The organism is Salinibacterium sp. SWN1162, from assembly GCF_015864675.1.
GTDB lineage: Bacteria > Actinomycetota > Actinomycetes > Actinomycetales > Microbacteriaceae > Rhodoglobus.
Genome location: NZ_JADYWT010000002.1, coordinates 15,077 through 38,592 on the forward strand (window position 1 = coordinate 15,077; position 23,516 = coordinate 38,592).

Genomic DNA, 23,516 nt, shown 5'->3' on the forward strand with positions numbered 1-23,516 from the left:
GTAAGAATGCTTACCTCCCCCCAACTCGTTGAGCGCATCCGAAGCGCCAACGGCGACACTCAAGAAGGCCTAGCGCGCCGCTTGAGCGTCTCTTACCCGACCATTAACTCGTGGGAACGCGGCCGCAGCGAACCCTCGGCGAAACACCGAGCGACCCTCGAAGCGCTCGCCGCAGAACTCAACATCGTCAGCGAAATGAAAGTGCTCGTGATCGATGATGACCCCATCACTGCGGAGCTGGTGCGCGCGGCAGCAATGGACGTCGACGGTGCAGTCACCATCGACTCGGCGCTCGATGGCTGGACAGGCCTCATCAAATGCGGAGCAATGCGACCGGAGATCCTTTTTCTTGACATCATGATGCCCGGCATCGATGGCCTCGAAGTCGCACGCCGGCTGCCCGAAATCGACGGAGTTGGCAACCTGCGGATCGTATTCGTGACGGCCTCGCAGAGCCCCGATGTTTTGGCACGAGCGCACGCCCTGGGAGCTGCTGTTCTTCCGAAACCCCTCGAACTTGACGATCTATCGCGCACGATGATGCAGACTTTGCTTAATCCAACTTCTCCCTAAGAAAAGGGCGGTCATTGATGCTCGGTTCATTCGGCCATGGCCTTCCGGCAGCGGTCTACCGCACTAGCCCCGAGGGGCGGTTTTTGGAAGGCAACGACGCATTGGTGCGGCTTCTTGGCGCGCAAACGTTCGAACAACTCGCCGCCATCGACGTTCGCGATATTTACGTAGACCCGTCGCGACGCGAATGGCTCATCGAACAGGCAGCGGGGAAGCCCATGCCCGTCGAAGAATTCGAGCTGAAAAGGCTCGATGGCGAGCATCGTTGGGTTCGAATAAGTACCCACACGGCGCGGGCTGACGATGGCTCGATCGAGTATTTTGAAGGCGTGATGGAAGACATCACCATGCTGCATGAGATCGACGAAGAACTGCGTAGTTCTAATCAACTGCTTGATGCGCTCTCGCGAATGCAACGTGATCACATGTCTGGCGCGGAACCGGGCGTGCTCTTCGACCGGCTGCTCGAGCAACTCTTGTCGGCGACATCGAGCGAATACGGCTTTATCGCTCAGTTGCTCGAGGACGACAATGGGCAGTTTCTGCGGACATGGGCGATGTCGGATATTTCTTGGAACGATGAAACCCGAGCCCTTTTTGCACTACACGGGCCGAGGGGGATGGAATTCCACAACATGGACCTGCTTTTCGGTCCCGTCGTGACCACTGGTAAGCCGGTGATCTCGAACTCCCCCAGTACTGACCCGCGATCGTCGGGGCGGCCAGACGGACACCCGCCCCTCAATTCCTTTATCGGAGTGCCGATTCTCAAAGGCGGAGCGGTCATGGGCGTCGTTGCCTTAGCAAACCGCAAGGACGGCTACACCGAGACGATCGCACAGTATCTCGAGCCACTCTGCACCACAGTCGGCAGCATCATCCAAAGCACTGTTGTCTCGCGAGAACGAACCGAAGCGCAAAACCTACAGAAGAGTCGCGAGGAACTCCACCACTCCATCGTCGAGCAAGCGGCGGATGCGATCGTCACGTTCCGCGACGGCGGACGAATCGTGTTGGCCAACAAGGCCGCCGGCGAGCTCATGGGGCTCTCCGCAGACGAAATAATTGGCCAACGTCTCTGTCACTTCATCCCGTCTGATCTCATCCGCTCGTCGTTCAGCGCCGCGCAGCGAGCTCTGGCGGTAGGCAGTTCAGTCGAGCTGTTTGTCAAACGTCACGACGGATCTCGCGTTCCCATCGAAGCCACACTCGTGCGGGACCGTCAAGGCGGCACCGGAGTGACAACGCTGATCGCCCGTGACGTCGTGGCGCGCAAAGAGACCGAACTCGCGTTGCGCCTGGCTCGCGACGCTGCAGAGAGTACAGCGCGCGCGAAAGACGAACTGCTGGCAAGCATGAGCCACGAGCTGAGAACTCCGCTCAACGCCGTTATCGGGCTGTCAAGCGTGCTCGGTAAGCAAATTTACGGTCCGCTTACTGAGAAGCAGCTCGAGTACGTCAAACAGATCGAAACAAGTGGCCGCCACTTGCTGTCCGTCATCTCCACGATCCTGGACCTCGCTAAGGCAGAAGCTCAAAGTGCCACGCTTGAGGTCGCCGACGCCCAGCCCGACGAACTAGTTCAAGAAGTCGTCGGGCTCATTGGAGAACTTGCCCTCGCAAAAGGAATTGCGTTGAGTACTGATATCCCTCACGACTTGCCCATCATTGAGATCGACCGGTTGAGAGCGCGTCAAGCACTTCTCAATCTCCTCTCGAATGCGGTGAAGTTCACCGACGAAGGAGGCCGGGTCGGCATCCGCGCCAGCAGCGACGCCACCACAGTGTCGATCACCGTATGGGATACGGGGATCGGGATCGCCCCGCATCACCTGAACGCGATCTTCGAACCCTTTGAGCAGGTCGACTCTTCCCTCAATCGGCGGTTCGAGGGCACTGGTTTGGGGCTCGCGCTCAGCAAGCGGCTGGTCGAGATTCAGGGCGGAAAGCTCAGCGTCGCGAGCACGCTTGGTGAGGGCTCTGAGTTCACCGCGACCTTCGTGCGCGCGAAGCGGGCCTAGCCAGGCGGCCGTAGCGAAGCGGCTGTAGCCAGGTGGATGACGCGATCCAACGATGCGACTTCGAAGCGCCCCGCTATGCGAGCAGAGAGTGCAGCAGCCCCGGCGTCGCACTCAGTGCTCCCGCGCGGTCGACGGTGATGACGTCCACATCCCACCGGTCCGTCACATCGTCGAGGGCAGCGTGGCCGCCCGCCACGATCGCCGTTGCCAACACATCGGCGGTCACGATGTCATTCGCGACAACGCTCACTTGAACGAACGAGACCGGCTCGATGCTGCCTGCGCGCCAGATATGGTCTCCGCGTTGTGCGCTGCCCGACGTTGCGATCGCGCGCCGCGGATGTCGTAACTCCAGCGAACACAGCAGCTCCGTAGGCGAGAGCGGCTCGGCGATCCCGGCACGCATCACTTCCGACCCGAGCGGCGAGGCCGACGCGGTGGCGCAAGGGGCTGCGCCGGTGGGGGAGACGAGGATGTCGCCACCGACGTTGATGCTCCACTCCGGGCATCCGACCGCAACCAGGTGCTCGCCGGCCTGCTCGATAGCTTCGGCCTTGACGATGCCGTTGAGGTCGATGGTGCCGTCGGGGCGGTGGGGGCTGAAGTTGCCGCTTGTCGCCGAGCGCCACTCGAGGGCGCGCGCATAACTGCCGAGTAGCGGCGCGCTGGCGTGGGAGAGCGAGGTGTGACCGGCGGCGATCAGACTCAGCTCGGAGTCGGGCGAATAGAGGCTGTAGCGGTCATCAATCATGCGAAAGATGCGCTGCACCTCGCTGACTTCGGAAGCCCACGCGGCAGGCAGTTCGATCGACGCCATCGTGCCCATGGTCGCAAACGCGCGCCGCATCACGCGCCGGCTTGATCGAGCGCCGATTGAAGCGAACTCAAATACGCATCGGTGGTGTACGTTGCCCCACTCACGTTCGAGACTTGGGCGGACTGCGATGACAGCACTTCAGTGCGCAAAATCGGGGCGGCACGGTTGCTGATTTGCGCCGAGCGCCCATCCTCGTCGGTCAACTGCAGGGCGGTGACATCGGTGATGCTTCCGGAGGCGATGGTGACCGCCACCTGCACGTCGCCAAACCGGGTGCTGACGCTCGACCCGGTGTACGTGCCGTCGGCGGGGCCGGACGCTGTGGGGGCAGCGGCCGCGCTGTCCGTGCCCGGCGTGCTTGAGGTGCTGCTGCCTGAATCGGTGCTGCCGGTGCTGCCGGTGCTGCTCTCAGTAGTCGCGCCGGTGCCGGCGTTCGTGCCGTCAGCGGTGCCGTTCGTCGCAGCATCCACTGGCAACGACACCGAAGTGCCGTCGCTCGTCGTGACGCTGACGCCGGCCTGATAGCCGACGATCAGTACGCTCGTCGAGGCGAGAATGCTGCCTAAGATCGCTCGTGTTCTCACCAGTCGAACCTTTCTGCGTGAACCTGTTCGGGGCGGATGCCAGAAGCGTGAACGTCGGCCTCAATAAGGTCGAGCCACGTCGTGGGGCCGCAGAGAAAAACGTCGGAGTCCGCCAGCTCGGGGAAGGCGCTCTGCAGGGTGACGCCGCGCTCATAGTCCGCAGCGGTCATCCAACTGTCGATTCCGCGGGGGCGGTGGCCGATCATCGAATAACAGGTTGCGCCTTTCGCTGCAGCGATGGCCCTGATCTCTTCCCAGTGGTACGTCTCTTCAGCGGTGCTGGCGCGCAACAGGATGGTCGCTTCGCCGGGGGCAAACGATGCCTGTTCGAGGAGCGCGCGCACCGGGGTAACCCCGATCCCAGCGGCGATGATGGCAAGTTTGGGGGAGGTGCGGGCAGCATCCGAGAACAAACCGTAAGGCCCCTCGATGCTCACCCGGGTGCCGACAGGGATGGTGGTGAGTTGGGCGCTGCCCGTTCCCAGATTGCGCACGGTGATGCGCGCCGAGCTCGCCGTCGGCATTGCCGATAGCGAGATGGGGTGCGAGTGCCACCAGGTGCGCGGCGTCCAGAAACGCCAGATGAAGAACTGGCCACCGGATGCTCCAAGCCCCCGCAGGTCGTTGCCCGCGAGTTGAATCGTGCTGACGCCCGGCGCGATCTCAGTGACCGCGGCCACGCGCATCCGGTGGCGGAGGCTCGAGACGAGTGGCTCGGCGAAACGGAACGTCACGATGCTACCGAGGGCGACGACGTAGAGCGCGATCCAGTACACGCGCTGAAGGGTGCCGTCGGCTAGCACGCCACCGACGCTCAGCTGATGGGGAAGCGCGAAAGCGACCGACACATAGCTGAGCAGATGGATGAGGTGCCACCCTTCATAGCTGAACCGGCGACGAACCGCGATCAGCGACGACACGACGACGGCGATCATCAGACCGAGCGCAATAAACGCGAGGGGCATATCGGGCAGCGACAGCATCGACCCGATTTCGGCGATCGGGTTGATGCCCGAGCTGAGCCCGTAGCCGGTAAGCAACAGGGCGCCGTGGGCGAGAAGAAGGTAGAGCGCGGGCTTGCCGAGCGAACGGTGCACGGCGATGGCGCGGTCGTGGCCGATGGTGCGATCGATGAGCGGGATGCGGGCGGCGAGCACCAGCATCACCAGAATGAAGTCGGTGCCGATCAGGCCGGCGAGGATTCCCACGCTCGTGATGGTCTCGGCAAGCGAGGAGAACTGGTCGAGCCCGCCGGATGCCAGAAAGAGGGCGGCCGCTGCTGCGCCTGAAGCCCAGAGCGCGACGACGAGCAGATCAGAGAGGCGTGCCCGCCGCGCAAAATTGCGGCGGTAATCGGGCGCGGTAGCGACGGCCGCTAGGGCAGTGCGAGGCCGGGCCGTAGCGGCGCGAGGGCGAACCTGAGTGGACATGTCCCTACTGTGCTGGCTTCAGCTATGGGATCGCTAAGAAAAACCGCCCATTTGCGTGAGCGAATTCACATGTTGGGGATCAGCACCGTTGCACGCAAGCCATCGCCGGTGTTGTCGACCGTGGCCGACCCTCCCGCCGCCGTCGCGATGGCCTGAACGAGAGCAAGCCCGAGTCCGCTGCCCCCAGTCGCGCCCGTGCGTGAGACGTCGGGGCGCGAGAAGCGATCGAACGCGATCGGGATGAACTGCTCAGGCATGCCGGGACCATCGTCGGTGACCTCGAGATGGAGACCATCCACTTCGATACTCAGGGCCGCAAGAATGCCACCGCCGGTCGAGATCGCGGCAATCGCGTTGGAGAGCAGATTGTCGACGAGGCGACCGAACGATTGCGCCCCGATTCGAAAGCGCGCCTCCTCATCGACGGTGGAACACGTGAAATCGACTCTCGCCGCCTTCGCCATACCGAGAAGGCGAGCGCGGTCAATGCTGCCCGTGAACTCATCAACAAGTTGTCCGGCGCTCGCCGTCGCTGTGCTCGCCTCCGTCTCGATGCGACTCAGCTCGAGAAGGTTGGTCGCCAATGACGTCAGGCGATCCACGGATGCTTCCGCCGCGGTGACCTGGGCGGCGAGAGCCTCCGCATTGCCAAAGTCGGCGTGTGCGAGCTCAAGCTGGGTGGTGAGCGCCGCCAGCGGCGTGCGCAACTCGTGGGCGGCATCCGACACCATTTGTTTTTCGCGATCGGTGGAGGCTCGCAGGCGGGCGAGGAAGGCATTGAGGGTTGTGGCGAGGGCCGCGAGCTCGTCATCCGCACCACCTACGGGGAGGGCGGTGTCAGTATCGCCGCTGAGCTGTTCCGCTTTGCGGCGCATTGCGTTAACCGGGCGCAGCGCAGCGCTGGCGAGCCCCCACGAGGCGAGGCCGAAGCCGAGCAGCAACACGACCCCCGCAACGATGAGGATGCGATCGAGGCCGTGAAGCGCGAGTTGGCTCGCGGCGGTACTGCGTGCCGCCCACAACTGCCAGGTGCCCACGTCGGTGGTGAGGGTGCGCCCGGCAACGACAAACGATGGGGCATCGTCGTCGTCGGTGGCTTTACCGTCGTGGTCGTCGTGGTCGCTGTGGTCATCCTGCACGACAATCGAGGTGTCGCTGGGGTCGGTGCGCGTGACTTCCTTGGTAATGCCGCGGGGAAGAGTGTTCACTTGCACGTTGCCGTTGGGGTCCGTGATGTAGACGAGAACCCCGGTGCCCGGGTCATCCACAGATTCGTCGGGGTTCGCCATGATGTCCGCCACAAACGGTGTGAGGTCACTGGTGGCGAGCGAGCGATCAGCTTCGGTAAGAATGTCTTGCACCGCAATGCGCACCACGGCGAGCGCGATGAGCAGCAGGATCATTGCGGCCGCAACACTGCCGAGAGTGATGCGGGCGCGAATCGACAGCGTCGAGAACATCACTCCACCTCTGCCAACGAGTAGCCGACACCGCGAACCGTGCTGATGGTGACGCCCGACACTATCGGGTCGAGTTTGCGCCGCAAGTAGCTGACGTACTGGTCGACAACCGTGGCATCAATGTGGGCGCTCGTGCCCCACACCTCCTCCAAGATTTCGGCGCGGCTGAGCGTCTCGCCAGTGCGAGAGCTGAGCATCCAGAGCAAAGCAAATTCTTTGGAACTCATCGGCAATGCTGTGCCGCCGGATGTCGCCCGCACGGTGGCAGCATCGAGCACGAGGTTGCCGATCTTGCGGCTTGCTTTCGCGGCAGTCGTATCGCGGCGAACAAGCGCCCGGATGCGGGCTGCGAACTCCGCAAACGCAAACGGTTTGGTGAGGTAGTCGTCGGCACCGGAGTCGAGGCCGAGTACCCGATCTTCCACGGCGTCGCGCGCTGTGAGAAGCAGCACGGGAAGGTGGTTGCCCTGTTCGCGCAGGTGCCGACAGATTTCGAAGCCCGACATTTCGGGGAGCATGACATCGATGGCGGCCGCCGAGAAGTCATCGCTGGCTACCGCAATGAGCGCATCCATGCCATTAGCGACCAGAGTGACCGTGTAGCCCTCAGCTTCGAGACCGTGCTGAACGAGCGCGCCCATGGTCGCGTCGTCCTCCACGACCAGGATGTTTGTCATGATGGCCAGACTGCGCCCGCGAACAGGGAACTCGACGAGGATGAGCGGGCGGATGCCGCGATACCATTGGCCCCGCAGGTGTGGAGAGAAGGGGCATCAATGTTCGAGCAGAATTCGCCGGTCGAGCCCCGCCCAGAAACCCCTATTTCGCGCAGCGCAACGGCGCCCGCCTACCTCGACGACGCCGCCGTGCGGGCAGCGATTGGCCCCGGCGCGGCCGTTGCTGCCGTTCAGGATGCGCTGAAGGCGGGCTTCGAAACCGGCACAGACCATGCGCGCGTTTTTGAGAAACTGACGCGCGGCGACTTTCTGTTGATGCCCTCAGAAGTTGGCCCGTATGCGGGAATCAAGGTGCTCACCGCTGCTCCGGATAATCCGGGCGTCGGGTTGCCTCGCATCCAAGGTCTCTACATTCTGTTCGACTCCGAGACGCTTACGCCGAGACTGTTGCTCGATGGTGCTGCGTTGACGAGCATCCGTACCCCGGCGGTGTCGCTGGCCGCCACGGCGGGGGCGCTGCTGCGCTCGTCGGATCCGCTCCACGTTGTCATCTTTGGGGCGGGACCCCAAGCGGTCGACCACCTCGCGACCGTGCGTGCTGTTCTTGGAGATCGTCGGCTCCTCGCCTCGGTCACCGTGGTGGTGCGCACGCTGCGTTCGGTGGAGCTGCCGGATGCGCGGGTTGTGCAGACCGGAAGCGTCGAGGCTGAGGCTGCCGTCGCTGCGGCCGGGGTCATCATGTGCGCCACGACCGCGCGAACTCCCTTATTCGACTCCGCTGCCGTGCGCGAGGACGCCGTGATCATTGCGGTGGGTTCTCATGAACCGGATGCTCGTGAACTCGATAGTGCGCTGATGGGACGATCTCAGGTCGTCGTCGAAGATGTTCCGACAGCGTTGCGCGAATCCGGAGACGTGATCATGGCGATTGCGGAGGGCTCTCTCACGGCGAACGACCTCATTCCGCTGGCGGACGTCATCCGGGGCACGGTGGTGCTCGATGACACTCGCCCGGTTCTTTTCAAGAGTTCGGGCATGAGCTGGGAAGACTTGGCCATCGCGGCTGCCATCGCGCACAGCACCGAGCGCAGTATCGAGCGCAGTATCGAGCGCAGTATCGACGCGCCGCTGTCGAGCTAGCTGGCCCGACGACTCCCGCGGCTCCCTCAGATTTCACCCTCGCACGCCACAACGAAAGACAGCAGCATGCACTCAACTTCTGATTCTCACCAGCACACCGCGCCGGCGGCTTCCGTGGCGCCGGCAGCGTCGTCAGTTCCGCATCCTGATCGCGGAGACCCACGCCTGCCGCACTTGCGCAATGCCACCGGATTCGTCGAGTACATGGAGACCGGCTGGGCAACTCCCGACCGCACGCCCGATACCGTGCCGGGCATTGCGGCGGCCACGGCAGCACATCGTGCACGCCTGAGCCCCGCGTTTCCCGGTCGCACGATTGTGGTGGCCGGCGGCGTTGCTCCGGTGCGCGTCAACGACAACTATTACGGGTTCCGCCCCGATAGCAGCTTCTTCTGGTTGAGCGGATGCTCGGCCGAAGACGCCGTACTTGTGATGAGCCCGACGAGCGGCGGCCACGACGCCACGCTCTTCATTCCCGCACCGGCATATCCCGGTGAAGCGGACTTCTTCGCGAATGCCGCGCACGGGGAACTCTGGGTTGGCTCCGCACCGGGGATGCCCGAGTGGACGGCCGCGCTGCAGATTGAGACGCGTCCGCTCTCGGAACTCGAAACAGCGTTGAACCGCGCGAGTGACATTCTGCTCACCGGCTCGCTGCACGGAGCCCACCAGCTGCTGCGCGACATCCCGGTCTCGCACGATCTTGGCCGGGTGCTCTCGGAGATCCGCATGATCAAAGACGAGTGGGAGATCGCCGAACTGCGCGGTGCCGTGAACCACACGATTGAGGGCTTCAAGGCGGTGGCGCGCGAGATTCCGCAGGCCATCCAGTTCGGTGGTGAACGCTGGTTGCAGGGCACCTTCGACCGCTACGCGCGCACCGTCGGCAATGGCACCGGCTACACGACGATCGTCGGCAGCGGAAAGAACGCCCCCGTGCTGCACTGGGTGCGCTGCGATGGTCCCGTGAATCCCGACGCCGCCGTGCTGCTCGACATGGGAGTGGAAGCCCGCTCCCTCTATACGGCGGATGTCACGCGCACGCTTCCGGCATCCGGAACGTTCTCTGCCGCCCAGCGCCAAGCGCACGACCTCGTGGAAAAGGCGCATCGGGCTGGACTCGCGGCGGTCGGCCCTGGCAAGATCTTCAGCGACTTTCACCTCGCCGCGCTCGAAGTGATTGCGACCGGGCTGCACGACTGGGGCATGCTGCCCGTCTCGGTTGACGAGGCGTTGAGCGCTCAGGGTCAGCACCACCGTCGCTACATCGTGTGTGGCATCGGGCACCACCTCGGCCTCGACGTTCACGACTGCGCGCAGTCGAGCTATTCCGCCTACCAGAGCGGCGAACTCCAGCCCGGAATGGTCATGGCAGTCGAGCCCGGACTCTACTTTCACGAGTGGGACCTGACCGTGCCGCCGGAGCTGCGCGGCCTTGGTGTGCGCATCGAAGACAATGTGCTCGTGACACCGACGGGCCACGAAGTGCTCTCGGATGCCCTGCCCATTACAGCGGATGGCATCGAAGGGTGGATGCGCGCGCTGTAACCAAGGACAATGGGTGGTGATCGCTCATTTTCTGAAAGGTGCATACATGGAATTCTTCGCCACTGGCGGACTCGTCCTCCTCATCGGAATCGGGGTGGTCGTTCTTGTTGTACTTTTCTTGGTCATGCTGCTGATCGCCCGCGCCTGGTTCAAGGTCGCTCGCGCCGACGAGGCTCTCGTCGTTTCGGGCCGTTCGCAGAAGGACGGCGCGGGCAATGACTCCGCTGTCACCGTTATCGTCAACGGCAAGGCTTTGGTCAACCCGATCACCCAGCGCCACGAAACGATTTCGCTTCGTTCGCGCCAGGTTTCGATGACCGCAGAGGCGCAGTCAGCAGACAACGTGACGCTTCAGGTTGAAGCCGTTGCGATCGTGAAGATCGGTTCTGACGCGAACCTCGTGCGCCGCGCCGCCGAGCGCTTCGCGTCGCAAGACAGCGCCATCGAGCAGTTCACGACCGAGCAGCTCGAAGGTGCCCTTCGTGGTGTTGTCGCCACACTTTCGGTTGTTGAGCTCATGCGTGAGCGCAAGAAGTTCTCCGACCAGATCGCTACCGATGTCTCCACCGAGCTCTCGGAGCAGGGTCTGATCCTTGACTCGTTCCAGATCAAGGGCATCGGCGACAAGGTCGGCTACATCCAGTCACTCGGAACCCCGCAGATCGAGTCGAAGCGTCGCGAAGCAGAACTCGCTACGGCCGACGCGAACCGTGAAATCTCCAAGCGAAACATCACCGTTGCTGAGGCGAACCTGATCGAGCAGACCGCGCTCGACAAGAACACCGCAGACTCCAAGGCAGAGGTCGGTAAGGCTAACGCTGAAGCCGAGCAGGCCGAAGCTCTCGCTCGCGCCCGTGCGGAGCAAGGCGTTCTGCAGCAGCGTGCTGAGAACCGTCAGGCAGAGCTCGACGCTGACGTGAAGCGTCTCGCTGACGCCAACCTGTACAAGGCGCAGAAGGATGCCGACTCCGACGCCTACCGTCTCGTCAAGGGGGCCGAAGCTCAGGCTCAGATCGCCGCCGTCGAAGCCGAAGCCGTGCGCGTTCGCGCCGCTGCTGACGCGGATGCCACCCGCCTTGCCGGTGAAGCAAAGGCTGCCAGCATCGAAGCAGAAGCTGGCGCGCTCGCCAAGCATCAAGACGCGCTCCTCGCGCAACGTGCCCTCGAAACTCTGCCGCAGGTTATGGAGCAGTGGGCCAAGGGTTACGGCCAGATCGGTTCTGTCACCGTTATCGGCGGCAGCGGAGCCAGCGGTGGAGACACCGTCGGCACCGAAAGTGCTGTCGCATTGCGCGGCACGTTCGAGTCGATCAAGGCTGCAACCGGTCTCGACCTGGCGTCGATCATCCAGGGCCGCACCGTCGGTCAAGCGGTCGGCGAAGGCGCTCGCGGCCAGTCAGGTGACAGCACTCTTGCCGCCACGCTCGCTCACGCCGCTAACACGGTGGCGGATGCCGCACCGCAGTCGGCTCCGGCCGCCAGCGAGGGCGACACTGCCGAGTAGCATTCCGCATCTCAGCTAGAACGGCAATGGCCGGGCATCCTCACGGGTGCCCGGCCATTGTTGTTTGGGTTGCCTGTGGTGTGCGTGACGCTTGAGCTAGGAAGCCTTCCCGCCGACGACTGGCACATCGTTGTCGATGCACCAGTCGAAGATCCGTTGGTTTCTCGCACGAACGAAAGATAGCTGAGCCTCTAAGTACTTCGCGAACTCGACTGCGTCGGTTGGGATGAGAGTTGGCGTAGTGTTCGCGAACATCCGGACGCTCCCGGAGCCGTCGAGTATGTCTTGTAAGAGGAAGAAGTCAATAAAGCCTTCCCAGCCTTCCTTGCCTACTCCGAACTGCGCAAACCAGTCGGCGTAGTCGTTGAACACGTCCGTCAAAGGAGTTTCAGCATTCGAGTCGGTGTACCAGAGCTTGAGAGCCTCTAGTGTGAGATCGATGCGGTCTGAAATTGTTACACGGGTGCCCCGAGCTTGATTGACAGTGGGCTTGTGGATGCGGCGCAGTGGCCAGACCATCCGGCCGCCTATCGTTCCGCCGTGTCGGACGAAGTCCTCGATGACGTCAGGCCCAACGTCGTTACGCACCTCTTCGGCGCGGCCAGGGTGACTAGTAGCTATGGCATCGGAAGCGAGTGCGAACTCAAGGCCGTCAATTGTTGCATTGAGGTAGTCGGGGCCTGAGGCATTAAGGCTGAGCAACTTCTTAGTCGGAAGCTCCTTGTTCCACAGAGCTCGGTGCGCCGCTTTCAATGAGGGACTTGATGCGTCTGCGTGTGGGGCTTCCCCAGTGGAGTCTTTCCTGTAGTCATAACTGACGTCTACCGGCTCTTGCTTAGGTGGCTGCATGAGGTCACCTTATTGGAAGTTCGAACCCTGCACGTCTTGACTCCCGGTACTTCTGGGGCAGCGTTGCGAATTAGGGTTTTGCCGGAACGCGCAGCGAGGGCTAGTCGTTGTCGCTGACCTCGTCGGCGCCATCGGGATACACGTCGAGCTGCGGCTTGCGGGCGAGGAAGACGATGCTCGCCACGAGGCCGCCCCAGACGAGTACAGCGGCGACGAGGAAGAACGTGATGGCGATGCCGCTCATTTCTTGAGCTCCTTTAGCGCTTGGGTGCTGGGCCACGGGGTGAAGTCATCCGGATCGTGCTTCCAGCGCAGAGCCGTCATCGTGATTGCGCCGATCAAGATCACTGCGATGGTGCCCCAACCCGCAATCGCCAGATACCAGAGCGGGTAGCCCTCGTAGCCTTCCGCGACGAGCACGATCACTCGCTGGATGAGCATGTAGAGCAATACGACCGGGGCGAGAACCCCGACGAGAATTTGCCAGAGCGGGCCGACCTTAAAGGTGGAGACAGCGTTGAGATGGCCGGCCAGTTCGGGGCCCTTACGGAACACCCAGATCACGAGAATCGTGGACGCGATCGCCGCGACGACGATGCCGATATTGTTCGCCCACTGATCGACGGTATCGAGCGTGATCAGGCCGGTAGTGGTCGAGAACAGCAGCACGGAGACGATCGCGAGAGCGGAACCCACTCGAATCGAAGCCTGGCGGGCGGTGATCCCGAACTTGTCTTGGAAGGCAGATGACACGACCTGAAGCACGGACAGCAGGGACGTGAATCCGGCCATGACGAGCGAGCCGAAGAACAGTGCGCCGAAGAGGGGACCACCGGGCATCTGCGACACGATCGCGGGGAACGTGACGAATGAGAGTCCGACACCGGTGATGCCTTCGAGCTCATCAATTCCGACTCCTTGTTGGAAGGCGAAGAAGCCGAGAGTCGCAAAGACTCCGATGCCGGCGATGATCTCGAACGACGAGTTGGCGAAGGCCACGACCAAAGCAGGCGCCGTGACGTTGGCCTTGCGGTTGCGGTACGACGAATACGTGATCATGATGCCGAAGGCGATCGACAGCGAGAAGAAGATTTGGCTGTAAGCAGCGATCCACACGCTGGGGTCGCCGAGCGCCGAGAAGTCCGGAGTGAACAGCGCGTCGAGGCCGGTCATTGCACCGTCTAAGAACAGCGCCCGCACGACAAGGATCAGGAAGGCCACGACGAGCAGCGGCAAGAAGATCAGGTTGGCGCGCTGCACGCCCTTGGCGATGCCGGAACCGAGAACTGCCAACACCGCAACCCACACGAGCACCAGCGGGATGAGAACCGCAGGCACGAATTGCGCGCTGAAGCCGGGAGCTGACGTTTGGAGGAATTCGTTTTGGAAGAAGCCAGCGGTGTCATCACCCCAGCGCAGATCGAAGCTGAACGTGAAGTAGCTGGCCGCCCACGCGACGACGGCCGCGTAATAGACAGCGATGACGATGCAGATCCACACTTGGAACCAGCCAAGAGACTCGAGCCACTTGCCGGCCTTGCCGCCGAGACGACGGAACGCGGTCGGTGCTGACCCGCGAAAGCGGTGCCCGATCGCATAGTCCAGAAACAGAATCGGGATGCCGGCCGTGACCAACGCGATCAGGTACGGAATCAGGAATGCCCCGCCACCGTTCTCGTAGGCAACGCCGGGGAAGCGCCAAATGTTGCCGAGCCCCACGGCGGAGCCGATGGCCGACAGGATGAACCCCAGCTGGCCCGACCACTGTTCACGGGGCCGCGAAGCGACCGTTCCGTGTTCTCCCGAATGCTGTTTCGTTGCCACAGTTGCTCCTCTGCGTGATGGTCACCCGAATGACCTTCGCTGGGGCCGCCCCGAAATAGTGGCCCGCTACCCCCGAGGGAGTGTTCTCACGTTAACACTGGAGGGTGTCGCATTGCGACATGTGACCGCACGAGAAACGCGAACGTCGGCGTGAATAGTGGCGGGCCAGCAGCCGGAAACCTAAGCGCTCACCGCCATCAATCGAACGGTCGCCGCGGTGCCGACATCCTTCGGCGAACCGGCGGAGACGGTCATCGTGCGGGCAACCGCATCCAGCGTCACGGTGGCGAGCGTCGCCCACCGGTCGCCAAACACGGAACCGGGAGCGGGCACGCAGCACAGCTGGGCGGCATCCCCGGGCTCCGAGAGCAGGTACGGAATGAGGTCAAGTGCGACCGCGGGCAGCGGGTTTGCAGCAACCCGTTCGACGAGTACGTCGTAGCGCGCTTGAGTGTCGGGGTCATAGAGGCCGAGCTTCTCGCCCTTGCTGAGTACGGGATCCACAAAGTGATTGGTGTGTATCAGCACACCGTCAACGGGCTGCAGCACCGCGGCACCTTCGGGGTTCAGCTCGACAATTACCGCACCTTCGGGGCTCACGACGGTGATCGCGCTCGAGGTGCTGACCGGGGCGGTGCTGAGGATCTGCACGGCCTCGGCGAGCGTGGAGGCTTCGCCGAGCACGCGCGCGCCGACCAAGTGAACGGGCACGCCATCCGGTCGGTCGGCGGTGTGGCCGAGAATATTGAGCATGATGCCCACGCCAGCATCGTTAATGCCGATCTTGCTGAGGATGCCGTGCTCCGTGAGACCCACAAAATTGCGCGGGGTTCCCGAGACTTGCTGCAGGTGCCAGAAGGCGGAAAGCTCTTCGTGCCAGTCCCAGGTCTGAGCGCTCACCGGGTTACCCGCGGCGTTCACGACCGTGGAACATTCGCCCGGCTTCGCGCCGACTGAGCGAGACAAGATCTCGGTGCGAGCGTTGAGAGCCCCAATCTTCCACAGCGGAATCTTGCTCCCTGAGGCAACGCCGCGCATCTCGTCAGCGAGATCGGCGCTCCAGGCCTCGGTGACGATGACCGCTTGCTCGCCGTGCTTCTGCACCTCGGCGCGCGGGATACCCGAGGTCTCGAACAGGTCGAGGTAGATCTCGACTCCCTGACGCAGCGCCTCGGCGGTGTCGAGCCCGCGAGAGAGCCCGCGCTGAAACGCATCCACTGAATCGATGCGGATGATGGTCGGTGTCGTGCCGGTCATGAAGCGATCTCTTCTCGAAGCTTGGCGATCATTCCGCGTTGTGGTTTCCAGCCCGGGCGCGGAGCGCAGGCGAGCAACAGGCGGGTGTACGGATGCTGGGGTGCGGTGAGCACCTCGGTGGTCGTTCCGCGTTCAACGATGGCTCCCTTGCGCATCACAACCACCTGATCGGCGATCATCTGCACGACAGAGAGGTCGTGAGTGATGAAGAGGTAGGTGAGCCCCTGCGAGACGCGCAGCTCCGCTAGGAGCTCCAAGATTTGCGCCTGCACTGTTACGTCGAGCGCGGCAACCGACTCATCGAGCACGATGACCGAGGGGTTGGCGGCCAGCGCGCGAGCGATAGCCACGCGCTGTTTCTGGCCGCCGGACAGTTCGCTCGGGAGGGCATCCATGAATCGTGTTTCAAGCCCCACGAGCGTGAATAGCTCGGCACAGCGTTCGCGCCGAGCAGGCCCACTCAGGTCAGCGTGGGCACGCAGAACCTCGTCAACGGCAACCCGCACGGGCAGCCGACGGTTCAACGAACTTTGCGGATCCTGAAACACCATTTGGATGTCGCGGGCTCGGCGCCGCAATTCCTTGCGGTTCGCGCGCGGGGCGACGGGTTCACCGTTGACAGACACCTCGCCGGAGTCGGGAGTTTCGAGTCCCACGATGATGCGCGCGAGGGTCGTTTTTCCCGAGCCGGATTCGCCCACGACGGCCAGACACGAGCCTTTGTCGATCGTGAGCGAGACGGCATCGAGCGCCGTCATGCGCTTCTTGGGGCCGGTGGGGAATGTCTTGGTCAGGTTGGTCACGATGATTGCTGGCGTGGTCATGGTGTCGTGTCGCCTTCCAGAGTCCAGGTGATTCCCGCGGGGCGCGATTCCATCAGGGAGCGCGTGTACGGATGCTGGGGGTTGTCGCGAAGCTGTTCCGGCAATCCGATTTCCACGATTTCGCCATCCTTCATGACCGCGATGCGGTCGCACACGGCGGCGGCAAGGTCGAGGTCGTGGGTGACGAAGAGCATGGCCATGCCGAGTTCGTGGCGGCATTCGTCGAGAATGGCCATCACTTCGGCTTGAGTGGTGACGTCGAGCGCCGTGGTGGGTTCGTCGGCGAGCATGAGCCGCGGCTTGCCCGCGATCGCTCCGGCAATGACCACGCGCTGCAGCATCCCGCCCGACAACTGGTGAGGGTAGGAACGCAGCACGCGCTCCACGGCATCGATGCCGACCTGCTCGAGCAGTTCGCCGGCCCGTAGCCGAGCAGTGCGAGTGGGCTGACCTTGAGCATCGTGCATTCCCTCGATGAGGTAGCGCTCGACGGGCAGTACGGGATTGAGAACCGCGTGCGGATTCTGGGCGATCATCGACACATCGTTGGCCCGCATCCGCCGCAGCTCTTCGCCACGGAGGGCGCGAACGTCAACGTCGTCGAGGGTGATGGAGCCGGTGACTTCGGAGCCGGTGGGCTCGATCTGCAGAATTGAGCGCAGGGTCATCGACTTGCCGCTGCCGGATTCGCCGACGAGTCCGACAGCTTCTCCGGTGGCCACAGAAAGGGAAACATCGCGCAGAATCTGGCGGTCGGCGCCGATCGTGAGCGAGAGGCTGGTGATATCGAGCATCAGGCTTTCCTCCCTGCAGCGGCACGGCCGCCGAGTCGTTCGCCGACATAGCCGACTGCTGCCACGGTGATCACGATGCTGAGGCCCGCGAGTACGCTCTCGGCGGGGTAGCCGTTGAGCAGCGATTGTTGACCGTTCGACACCATGAGCCCCCAGTCAGCTGCGGGCGGTTGAACGCCCAAGCCGAGGAACGACAGCGCAGCGAGCTCGATCATGGCGAAACCAAAGTTGATGGTGGCACCCGTAACAATGAGCGGGGCAACGTTGGGCAAGAGGTGACGCACGGTGATGACGGCGCCGGGGATTCCCTGGAGTTCAGGGGAGCGGATGTACGGCAGGTTGCGTTCGCGCATTGCCATGCTGCGCACCACGCGTGCCGAATACGGAATATACGCAACCGCCAGTGCGAGTGCCGCCGTGGTGAGGCTCGGGCCGAAGACCGCAATCGCGAGCATCGCGAGCAGCAGGTTCGGGAAGGCGAAGAGCAGGTCGAGAAGGCGGCTGAGTGCCGAGTCAACGAAGCCGCCGAACCAGACCGCCGTGAGCGCGATGCCGGTACCGAAGATGGCGGTGATGACCACGACGATGAGCGGCCCGGTCAAGCTCGAGCGAGCTCCCCATACCAGTCGCGAGAAGATGTCGCGGCCGGCCTGGTCGGTGCCGAACCAGTGCTCGGCAGACATGCCTTGGTAGCGCTGGGTGACGGATCCGATGGTCGGATCGTAGGGGGCAATGATCGGGGCGAGGAGCGCGCCGAGAACCACCACGAGGATGATGCCGCAGGCAATGAGCCCCAACGTTCCCATTCGTTCAGCGAATTGTTTCATCGGGTCTGCTGCACTTTCACTCGCGGATCGATGGAGGCATAGAGGAGGTCAACCAGAAGGTTGATCACACCGAAAGCAGCGACGAGCACAATCGCGATGGCTTGAACGACCGCGAAATCTTTGCGCTGCACGGCGTCGACGAGCAGGGTGCCGATGCCGTCGAGCGTGAAGGCGTACTCCACGACGAACGAACCAGCGATGAGGCCCGCGATGTGAACGCCAACAATCGTGCTGACCGGCAGCATCGAGTTTCGGATGACGTGGCGGCGCATGACGAGGCCCTCGGCAACGCCGCGCGCCCGAGCCATCACCGAGTGTTCGGAATCGCGCTCTTCGCGAATGGAGGTGCGCGTGATTCGCGCTACCACTGCCGCCGACGGTAGGGCGAGGGCGAGGGCCGGAAGGGTGAGGTGCCAGATGCGGTCGAAGAAACCGTCACCCGAGCCGAAGACGGGGAACCAGCCGAGGCCCACGCTGAAGATGCTCATCAGGATGAGAGCGGCGAAGAAGGTAGGGATGGCGAAGCCGAGGTTGGAGCCGAGCAGTACTACCTTGTCGACGACGCCGCCCTTGGTGCCGGCAACGATGCCGAGACCGACGCCCAACACGATGATGATGATGGCGGCAAGGGAGACCAGCATGAAGGTGGTCGGGAGGCGTCCGGCAAGGAGGTCTCCGACATCCTGCTGGTTAGCGAGCGAGCGACCGAAGTCACCCTGAAGAACGTTGATGAACCAGTTCCAGAAACGCACGAGGAAGGGATCGTCGAGGGAGTACTGAGCGCGAATCGCAGCGAGCACCTCGGGACTGACGGTTCGACCCTGAACCAGAAAGTTCTCGGGGCTGCCCGGAGCCGCATACATGGCGGCAAAAACAAGAAAGCTGGAGGCGATGAGGACCCCGATGAGGGCCGCCAGTCGTCGAAGGATGAAAGTCACTGCAGTGTCTACTTCCGTGGGGATGAAACCCGGGGGCTGCCAGCCGAAGCGGCAGCCCCCGAGGATGAACTATTCGCCCGAAGCGCCGAGGTCGGCAGCCCAGGGGTAGTACAGGTAGACGAAGGATGCTGGAGCACCCGTGATGCCATCCTTCATGAAGAGTCGTACAGCGGGGTCAACGATCGGGATCCACGGAAGGTCTTCCATAGCAGCTTCCTGAACCTGGTTGACGAGCAGAGCGCGCTCGCCTTCGTCGGTGGCTGCTGCGGCTTCGCTCAGGAGCGAGTCGATCTCGGGGTTGCTGTATTCGCTGTAGTTCTGCCCACCGTCGGTGCCAACAATCGCGCGGAGGAACGAGAGCGGGTCCGGCACATCCATGTAGTTGTAGGTGACAAAAGCGTCGTGACCTTCACGTGCGGCGGGGTCGGAGAAGAACGCGCCGAACTGCGCGCTGGGAACACCTTCGGGTTCAACCGTGAGCCCGATTTCGCGAGCACCATTGGCGATTTCCGAAATGATGTCGGCGTAGTACGTGCGCTCTGAGGGGTAGACGATCGAGATTGGCTGAGTGATGTCAACCGTGGCGCTCTCGAGAACCTTCTTGGCTCCTTCGATGTCGATCCCGGTTTCGGCGAGGTCATCGCGGCCTGCCGTGAACTCGTCGTCGCCGTACGCCCAACCGTTGTTGGGAACGAGTGAGCGGGAGGCGGATGCCGTGCCCTCGAAGACCGTTGCGGCGATGGCATCCCGGTCGGTGGCCATCATGAGTGCTTGACGAACGGCGGGGTCAGCAAAGGCGCCGTTTCCGGTGCCGATGATGGCGACGAGCTGAAGTGAATTGCCGAGGTAGAGCGTTCCGGCTTCGGATTTCTCCAGCGTGGGGAGCGAGCCGAGTGGCACATCGTACGAACCGTCGATAGCGCCGGTGTCGAGCGCGGTGGCGATCGACGCGGAGTCGACGATGAAGTTGATGTCGACCTGAGTGGTCTTCGCCTGCTTGGCAGTGTTCCAGTAGTTCTCGTTCTTGATGAGCGAGATCGACTGACCCTGATCCCATTCGCCGACCGAGTAAGGGCCCGTGCACATGACCTGACCGGTGGGGTTTCCGTAGCTGTCGCCCGCAGCTTCGCGGTGCGCTTGCTGCACGATGGTTCCCGCGGGAGTGACCATGTAGGAGTTGAAGGTGGCATCAGGCTCGGTGAGCTTCACGGTGACTTCCCAATCATCCGTCTTCTCGATCGAAGCGATGTTGCTAATGAGGCCGCCGGCCCAGTAGCTGCCTTCGTTGGCATCCGAGTGACGGCTCAAGCTGAAGACCACGTCGTCGGCGGTCATTTCGGCGCCATCCCAGAACTCGACGCCCTGGCGGATGGTGTAGATGTACGTGAGGTCGTCGGGGGTTTCGAGCTTTTCGGCGAGGCCCGGTTCGATCGAGAAGTCGGGCTGCAACTGCATGAGGCCTTCACACAGGTTGGCGACGACGGTGTTCTCGGGATAGTTGAACGACTTGATGGGGTCGATCGACGCTGGTTCTCCGAACGGGAGGTTCCAGGTCACCAGGTCGAGCTCGCCCGTGGCTGCGGGAGTCGTGGTGAGAAGGTCGTTGGTATCGATGCTGGATGAGCTGCCGCCGCTGGTGCCTGCGGCACAGCCGGTCAGCGCGATGGCAAGAATGCTGCCGATCGCGATTGCTTGTTTCTTCATTGAATTGCTCCTAGGTAGATAGAACCCGAACGCTAAGACGCTTGATGTGTGTGAAAACCTAGTCGACCAAAACGTTTTGGGGGAGATATTGCCAAAACGTTTTACATTCCGGAAATGCGCGCTAGCCTGCCAGAGTGAGTACAGCGCGAGGGCGACGACGATCAACCATCCACGATGTGGCGAGGCACGCCGGGGTCTCCATCACCACGGTGTCGCACTCCCTCAACGGCAAAGGAGTGGTCGCCAAAGCCACGCGCCAACGGGTCATCGAGGTCGCCGCCGAGCTGGGCTATAGCGCGGATGCCATCGCGCGCGGTCTGCGCAGCAACCGGCTTGGATTGCTCGGCCTCGTCATCCGCCCCCTCGACACTCTCGGCTCGTATCAGCCCGAGGGAGTTGACTACTTTCTGCGGTTCGCCGGAGCTGCAGCGGTGGAAGCCTTGGACTGCGGTTACGGCCTCGTGCTCATGCGCGACCCCACCGCCGGTAACGCCCCCGGCATCGCGCTTGCGGCCGACGGTTTCATCATTTCTGACCCGCTCGCCGGCGACCCAGTGATCGATTTGCTCACGCGAAACGCGATCCCGCTGGTTGCGGTGGGGCGCGATGTTGAGCGGCCCGACTTCACCGCCTGGCTCGGTGGCGGCACACTGCACAATGTCGACAGCGTCATCGCGCACCTCAGCGAACGCGGGGCTCAGCGCATCGCTCTCGTCACGGGAACTGACCCCAACTCGTGGAACGCCGACAGCGAGAGTTCGTATCGCGAATGGGTGGCTGGCCGTCAGCAGGCGCCCATTGTCTACAACCAAGACGAGCGACTGGGTGAAGCGGGTGGGCGTGAAATTGCCGATCAGCTGCTGGCTTCGGATGCGCCACTACCGGATGCGATCTACTGCCTCACGGGGCGGCATGCGGCCGGTATTCAGGCCGGGCTGCAGGCCGCGGGGCATCGCATTCCGGAGGACGTAATGATCGTCGCCGGCTCCGACTCGGAGCAGACCCGCAACAGTGCCCCGCCGATCACGTCGGTCGATCTTGCGCCCGAAGCGACGGCAAAAGCTGCCGTCGTGTACCTCGTGGCGTTGCTCGAAGCCGCCGACGACGACCAGCCGTCGCCGCCCGAGATCGAGTATGAGATTCGCGAGCGGGCGTCGACGCAGCGGGGTTAGAGCGGCAGGGTGTTTCGCACCGCGCGGTTCGAGGCAGCGGCGCGCTGTCGCAACGGGGCTAGAGCGACGCGGCCAACCCGTCGAACGAGAGCTCAGCGCCGAGAATGTTCTCGGCGGCGCGATGACCGGAGCGCAGCGCCGCGGTGACGGTGGCTGGATCATCCGTCCACGTTGCTTCGCCCGCAAAGTGCAGCACATTCTCGACCGGTGTGGCCATCAGGTCGTGGTCGTCGGGCGTGGATCCCGGGCTCATATACGCGTACGACCCGTACGAGTAGGGGTCGTCCTGCCAGCGCGTCACGAGCACGTCGTCGGGTTGTTCGACGCGCTCGCCGTAGAGCCCGCGCAGAGCATCGAGAACTGACGAGCTGATCTGTTCGTCGCTCCAGTCGCGCGCTTCGATCGCGCTGGGGCCGGCCGCGAACGTGAGCAGGGTGGGAACACCGTGCAGGTCAGTGAGGTCGTACCAGGAGTGCCACCACTTGCCAGCCTCACCCTGCTGGCGAATCGCGTAGACGCTCTCATCCCAGAAGCGAGTGGGAAAGCGCAGAAACACCTTCTCGAAATTGTTCATCTCGAAGCCATCAATGGCGTGAGTGAGCCACTCGGGCAACGCTGGCTCGAACGCGAGATCGCCGCTCTTGAGCACCCCAATCGGCACCGTCACGACCACGCGGTCTGCCGCGAATTCACCCTGCGCGGTCGACACCGTTGCGCCCTGCTTCGACCAGCGGATGCCGGTGACTACATGCTCGAGACGCACGTTGAGCCCCTTCGCGAGATTCGTTGCCAGCTCGTCGTAACCGTGGGGAAACACCACCTCGTCGCCCTCGACCGTGTCATCGTCGAGGCCGTGCGCATCGAGCAACCCAGCGTGCACGCCATACTGCTCCTCGGAGCGGTGCAGCACGAACTCGCGCACGCGCTCCACCCGATCAGGGTTCCAGCCGAGGGTGGAAAGCGCGGCGTCGGCCGCCTGCTCATACGACGAGCCGAGAGTGGAAGCCTGCACCGCCGTCGCAAGATGGGCGTCGAAGGTGCGTACGTCATCCGCGAACTGGGCGACAGCGTCGTCGCTGAGGCGCTCGCCGGTGGGGCTGTAATACGCGATGGGGCGGCCGGTGGGCTGGTAGCTGCCGACCGTGAACTCGACCGTGCGCATGCCGAGGGCGTTGACTATGCCGGTGAGGGGGTTGTCGTCGGTGCCGTGGATCCAGGATGCTCCGCGGTCGGTGGCAACGTCGCCGGAGCGTTCGGTGTGGGTGCGGCCACCGGTGCGGTCGCGGGCTTCGAGCACGAGCACTCGTTGGCCGGACTGGGCAAGAAAGCGTGCCGCGGTGAGCCCGGAGACTCCGGCGCCGACGACTATGGTGTCGAAGGCTGTCGCTGCAGGGTCGACGGTGGGTGCGCTAGCGAAGTCGGTCATGAGGTCACAGTAGCAATGCGGTGCGGGGTTCTGTTGACCTTAGGGCAAACGGTGCTCGGCTGACCACGCTGATCCGAACATGGCGCGCTTCGGAGCCGCGACCTTCCGTAAGGGGAACCTATTACGGGCGGTAGTCGTCGCGGTCTT

At 63.2% G+C, this 23,516-nt stretch carries 21 protein-coding genes; 6 read left to right on the forward strand and 15 right to left on the reverse strand.

The window, feature by feature from the left end; all coding sequences use genetic code 11:
- Nucleotides 1–6: 6 nt before the first annotated feature.
- Both I6E58_RS09750 and I6E58_RS09755 read left to right on the forward strand, forming a co-directional pair.
- The gene (locus I6E58_RS09750; RefSeq protein ID WP_197133054.1) at nucleotides 7–573 is read left to right on the forward strand and encodes a response regulator; all 567 of its coding nucleotides are present in this window, start codon (nucleotides 7–9) and stop codon (nucleotides 571–573) included.
- A gap of 17 nt (nucleotides 574–590) precedes the next feature.
- A complete protein-coding gene (locus I6E58_RS09755; RefSeq protein ID WP_197133057.1) occupies nucleotides 591–2,594 on the forward strand; it encodes a PAS domain S-box protein in 2,004 nt (667 codons plus the stop codon).
- 73 nt (nucleotides 2,595–2,667) lie between these two features.
- On the opposite strand, the gene I6E58_RS09760 is transcribed toward I6E58_RS09755, so the two are convergent.
- The 5 genes from I6E58_RS09760 to I6E58_RS09780 form a co-directional block, all read right to left on the reverse strand.
- Entirely contained in the window at nucleotides 2,668–3,441 is a 774-nt protein-coding gene (locus I6E58_RS09760; RefSeq protein WP_231595501.1) for an FAD:protein FMN transferase, read from the reverse strand.
- On the reverse strand, nucleotides 3,441–3,995 hold the full coding sequence (locus I6E58_RS09765) for an FMN-binding protein (protein WP_197133060.1): 555 nt from the start codon (nucleotides 3,993–3,995) through the stop codon (nucleotides 3,441–3,443). Before I6E58_RS09765 ends, I6E58_RS09760 begins: the two co-directional genes overlap by 1 nt.
- Nucleotides 3,992–5,425 (reverse strand): ferredoxin reductase family protein, encoded by a 1,434-nt coding sequence (locus I6E58_RS09770; protein ID WP_197133064.1) that lies wholly within the window; start codon nucleotides 5,423–5,425, stop codon nucleotides 3,992–3,994. Before I6E58_RS09770 ends, I6E58_RS09765 begins: the two co-directional genes overlap by 4 nt.
- A gap of 65 nt (nucleotides 5,426–5,490) precedes the next feature.
- Nucleotides 5,491–6,885, reverse strand: a complete 1,395-nt coding sequence (locus I6E58_RS09775) for a cell wall metabolism sensor histidine kinase WalK (RefSeq protein ID WP_197133067.1) — start codon at nucleotides 6,883–6,885, stop codon at nucleotides 5,491–5,493.
- Complete coding sequence (locus I6E58_RS09780; RefSeq protein WP_197126303.1) at nucleotides 6,885–7,562, reverse strand: response regulator transcription factor; 678 nt, start codon at nucleotides 7,560–7,562, stop codon at nucleotides 6,885–6,887. Before I6E58_RS09780 ends, I6E58_RS09775 begins: the two co-directional genes overlap by 1 nt.
- A gap of 99 nt (nucleotides 7,563–7,661) precedes the next feature.
- Here I6E58_RS09780 and I6E58_RS09785 point away from each other — a divergent pair, with 99 nt between their 5' ends.
- From I6E58_RS09785 to I6E58_RS09795, 3 genes are all read left to right on the forward strand, one after another.
- Nucleotides 7,662–8,702, forward strand: a complete 1,041-nt coding sequence (locus tag I6E58_RS09785; protein WP_231595502.1) for an ornithine cyclodeaminase family protein — start codon at nucleotides 7,662–7,664, stop codon at nucleotides 8,700–8,702.
- Nucleotides 8,703–8,768: 66 nt separating this feature from the next.
- Nucleotides 8,769–10,250: an aminopeptidase P family protein gene (locus I6E58_RS09790; protein WP_197133070.1), complete on the forward strand. Its 1,482-nt coding sequence runs from the start codon at nucleotides 8,769–8,771 to the stop codon at nucleotides 10,248–10,250.
- A gap of 46 nt (nucleotides 10,251–10,296) precedes the next feature.
- A complete protein-coding gene (locus I6E58_RS09795) occupies nucleotides 10,297–11,754 on the forward strand; it encodes a flotillin family protein (protein ID WP_231595503.1) in 1,458 nt (485 codons plus the stop codon).
- Nucleotides 11,755–11,850: 96 nt separating this feature from the next.
- On the opposite strand, the gene I6E58_RS09800 is transcribed toward I6E58_RS09795, so the two are convergent.
- The 9 genes from I6E58_RS09800 to I6E58_RS09840 all read right to left on the reverse strand — a co-directional run bounded on the left by I6E58_RS09800 (nucleotide 11,851) and on the right by I6E58_RS09840 (nucleotide 20,771).
- On the reverse strand, nucleotides 11,851–12,603 hold the full coding sequence (locus tag I6E58_RS09800) for a hypothetical protein (RefSeq protein WP_197133073.1): 753 nt from the start codon (nucleotides 12,601–12,603) through the stop codon (nucleotides 11,851–11,853).
- 100 nt (nucleotides 12,604–12,703) lie between these two features.
- Nucleotides 12,704–12,847, reverse strand: coding sequence for a MetS family NSS transporter small subunit (locus I6E58_RS09805; protein ID WP_129072899.1), 144 nt, complete (start codon nucleotides 12,845–12,847; stop codon nucleotides 12,704–12,706).
- Nucleotides 12,844–14,427 carry a sodium-dependent transporter gene (locus tag I6E58_RS09810; protein WP_197133076.1) on the reverse strand — a complete coding sequence of 528 codons (1,584 nt, stop codon included), beginning with the start codon at nucleotides 14,425–14,427 and terminating at the stop codon, nucleotides 12,844–12,846. The genes I6E58_RS09805 and I6E58_RS09810 overlap by 4 nt, the downstream gene beginning before the upstream one ends.
- Nucleotides 14,428–14,607: 180 nt before the next feature.
- A complete protein-coding gene (locus I6E58_RS09815) occupies nucleotides 14,608–15,684 on the reverse strand; it encodes a C45 family peptidase (protein ID WP_197133079.1) in 1,077 nt (358 codons plus the stop codon).
- Nucleotides 15,681–16,508: an ABC transporter ATP-binding protein gene (locus tag I6E58_RS09820; protein WP_197133082.1), complete on the reverse strand. Its 828-nt coding sequence runs from the start codon at nucleotides 16,506–16,508 to the stop codon at nucleotides 15,681–15,683. The genes I6E58_RS09815 and I6E58_RS09820 overlap by 4 nt, the downstream gene beginning before the upstream one ends.
- Entirely contained in the window at nucleotides 16,505–17,302 is a 798-nt protein-coding gene (locus I6E58_RS09825; RefSeq protein WP_197133085.1) for an ABC transporter ATP-binding protein, read from the reverse strand. Before I6E58_RS09825 ends, I6E58_RS09820 begins: the two co-directional genes overlap by 4 nt.
- A complete protein-coding gene (locus I6E58_RS09830) occupies nucleotides 17,302–18,129 on the reverse strand; it encodes an ABC transporter permease (RefSeq protein WP_129072904.1) in 828 nt (275 codons plus the stop codon). Before I6E58_RS09830 ends, I6E58_RS09825 begins: the two co-directional genes overlap by 1 nt.
- The gene (locus tag I6E58_RS09835) at nucleotides 18,126–19,067 is read right to left on the reverse strand and encodes an ABC transporter permease (RefSeq protein WP_197133088.1); all 942 of its coding nucleotides are present in this window, start codon (nucleotides 19,065–19,067) and stop codon (nucleotides 18,126–18,128) included. Before I6E58_RS09835 ends, I6E58_RS09830 begins: the two co-directional genes overlap by 4 nt.
- A 69-nt stretch (nucleotides 19,068–19,136) precedes the next feature.
- Nucleotides 19,137–20,771 carry an ABC transporter substrate-binding protein gene (locus tag I6E58_RS09840; protein WP_197133091.1) on the reverse strand — a complete coding sequence of 545 codons (1,635 nt, stop codon included), beginning with the start codon at nucleotides 20,769–20,771 and terminating at the stop codon, nucleotides 19,137–19,139.
- A 134-nt stretch (nucleotides 20,772–20,905) separates the two neighbouring features.
- Here I6E58_RS09840 and I6E58_RS09845 point away from each other — a divergent pair, with 134 nt between their 5' ends.
- Nucleotides 20,906–21,943 carry a LacI family DNA-binding transcriptional regulator gene (locus I6E58_RS09845; RefSeq protein WP_197133094.1) on the forward strand — a complete coding sequence of 346 codons (1,038 nt, stop codon included), beginning with the start codon at nucleotides 20,906–20,908 and terminating at the stop codon, nucleotides 21,941–21,943.
- Nucleotides 21,944–22,001: 58 nt separating this feature from the next.
- Here the strand turns inward: I6E58_RS09845 and I6E58_RS09850 are convergent, their stop codons facing one another.
- Nucleotides 22,002–23,369: an NAD(P)/FAD-dependent oxidoreductase gene (locus tag I6E58_RS09850; protein WP_197133097.1), complete on the reverse strand. Its 1,368-nt coding sequence runs from the start codon at nucleotides 23,367–23,369 to the stop codon at nucleotides 22,002–22,004.
- Nucleotides 23,370–23,516 lie beyond the last annotated feature (147 nt).

Bases quoted from the DNA above. Each gene is read 5' to 3' on its own strand.
- I6E58_RS09750 (WP_197133054.1), top strand. From the start codon at position 7: ATGCTTACCTCCCCCCAACTCGTTGAGCGCATCCGAAGCGCCAACGGC.
- I6E58_RS09755 (WP_197133057.1), top strand. From the start codon at position 591: ATGCTCGGTTCATTCGGCCATGGCCTTCCGGCAGCGGTCTACCGCACT.
- I6E58_RS09760 (WP_231595501.1), bottom strand. From the start codon at position 3,441: ATGCGGCGCGCGTTTGCGACCATGGGCACGATGGCGTCGATCGAACTG.
- I6E58_RS09770 (WP_197133064.1), bottom strand. From the start codon at position 5,425: ATGTCCACTCAGGTTCGCCCTCGCGCCGCTACGGCCCGGCCTCGCACT.
- I6E58_RS09775 (WP_197133067.1), bottom strand. From the start codon at position 6,885: ATGTTCTCGACGCTGTCGATTCGCGCCCGCATCACTCTCGGCAGTGTT.
- I6E58_RS09780 (WP_197126303.1), bottom strand. From the start codon at position 7,562: ATGACAAACATCCTGGTCGTGGAGGACGACGCGACCATGGGCGCGCTC.
- I6E58_RS09785 (WP_231595502.1), top strand. From the start codon at position 7,662: ATGTTCGAGCAGAATTCGCCGGTCGAGCCCCGCCCAGAAACCCCTATT.
- I6E58_RS09790 (WP_197133070.1), top strand. From the start codon at position 8,769: ATGCACTCAACTTCTGATTCTCACCAGCACACCGCGCCGGCGGCTTCC.
- I6E58_RS09795 (WP_231595503.1), top strand. From the start codon at position 10,297: ATGGAATTCTTCGCCACTGGCGGACTCGTCCTCCTCATCGGAATCGGG.
- I6E58_RS09800 (WP_197133073.1), bottom strand. From the start codon at position 12,603: ATGCAGCCACCTAAGCAAGAGCCGGTAGACGTCAGTTATGACTACAGG.
- I6E58_RS09805 (WP_129072899.1), bottom strand. From the start codon at position 12,847: ATGAGCGGCATCGCCATCACGTTCTTCCTCGTCGCCGCTGTACTCGTC.
- I6E58_RS09815 (WP_197133079.1), bottom strand. From the start codon at position 15,684: ATGACCGGCACGACACCGACCATCATCCGCATCGATTCAGTGGATGCG.
- I6E58_RS09820 (WP_197133082.1), bottom strand. From the start codon at position 16,508: ATGACCACGCCAGCAATCATCGTGACCAACCTGACCAAGACATTCCCC.
- I6E58_RS09825 (WP_197133085.1), bottom strand. From the start codon at position 17,302: ATGCTCGATATCACCAGCCTCTCGCTCACGATCGGCGCCGACCGCCAG.
- I6E58_RS09830 (WP_129072904.1), bottom strand. From the start codon at position 18,129: ATGAAACAATTCGCTGAACGAATGGGAACGTTGGGGCTCATTGCCTGC.
- I6E58_RS09840 (WP_197133091.1), bottom strand. From the start codon at position 20,771: ATGAAGAAACAAGCAATCGCGATCGGCAGCATTCTTGCCATCGCGCTG.
- I6E58_RS09850 (WP_197133097.1), bottom strand. From the start codon at position 23,369: ATGACCGACTTCGCTAGCGCACCCACCGTCGACCCTGCAGCGACAGCC.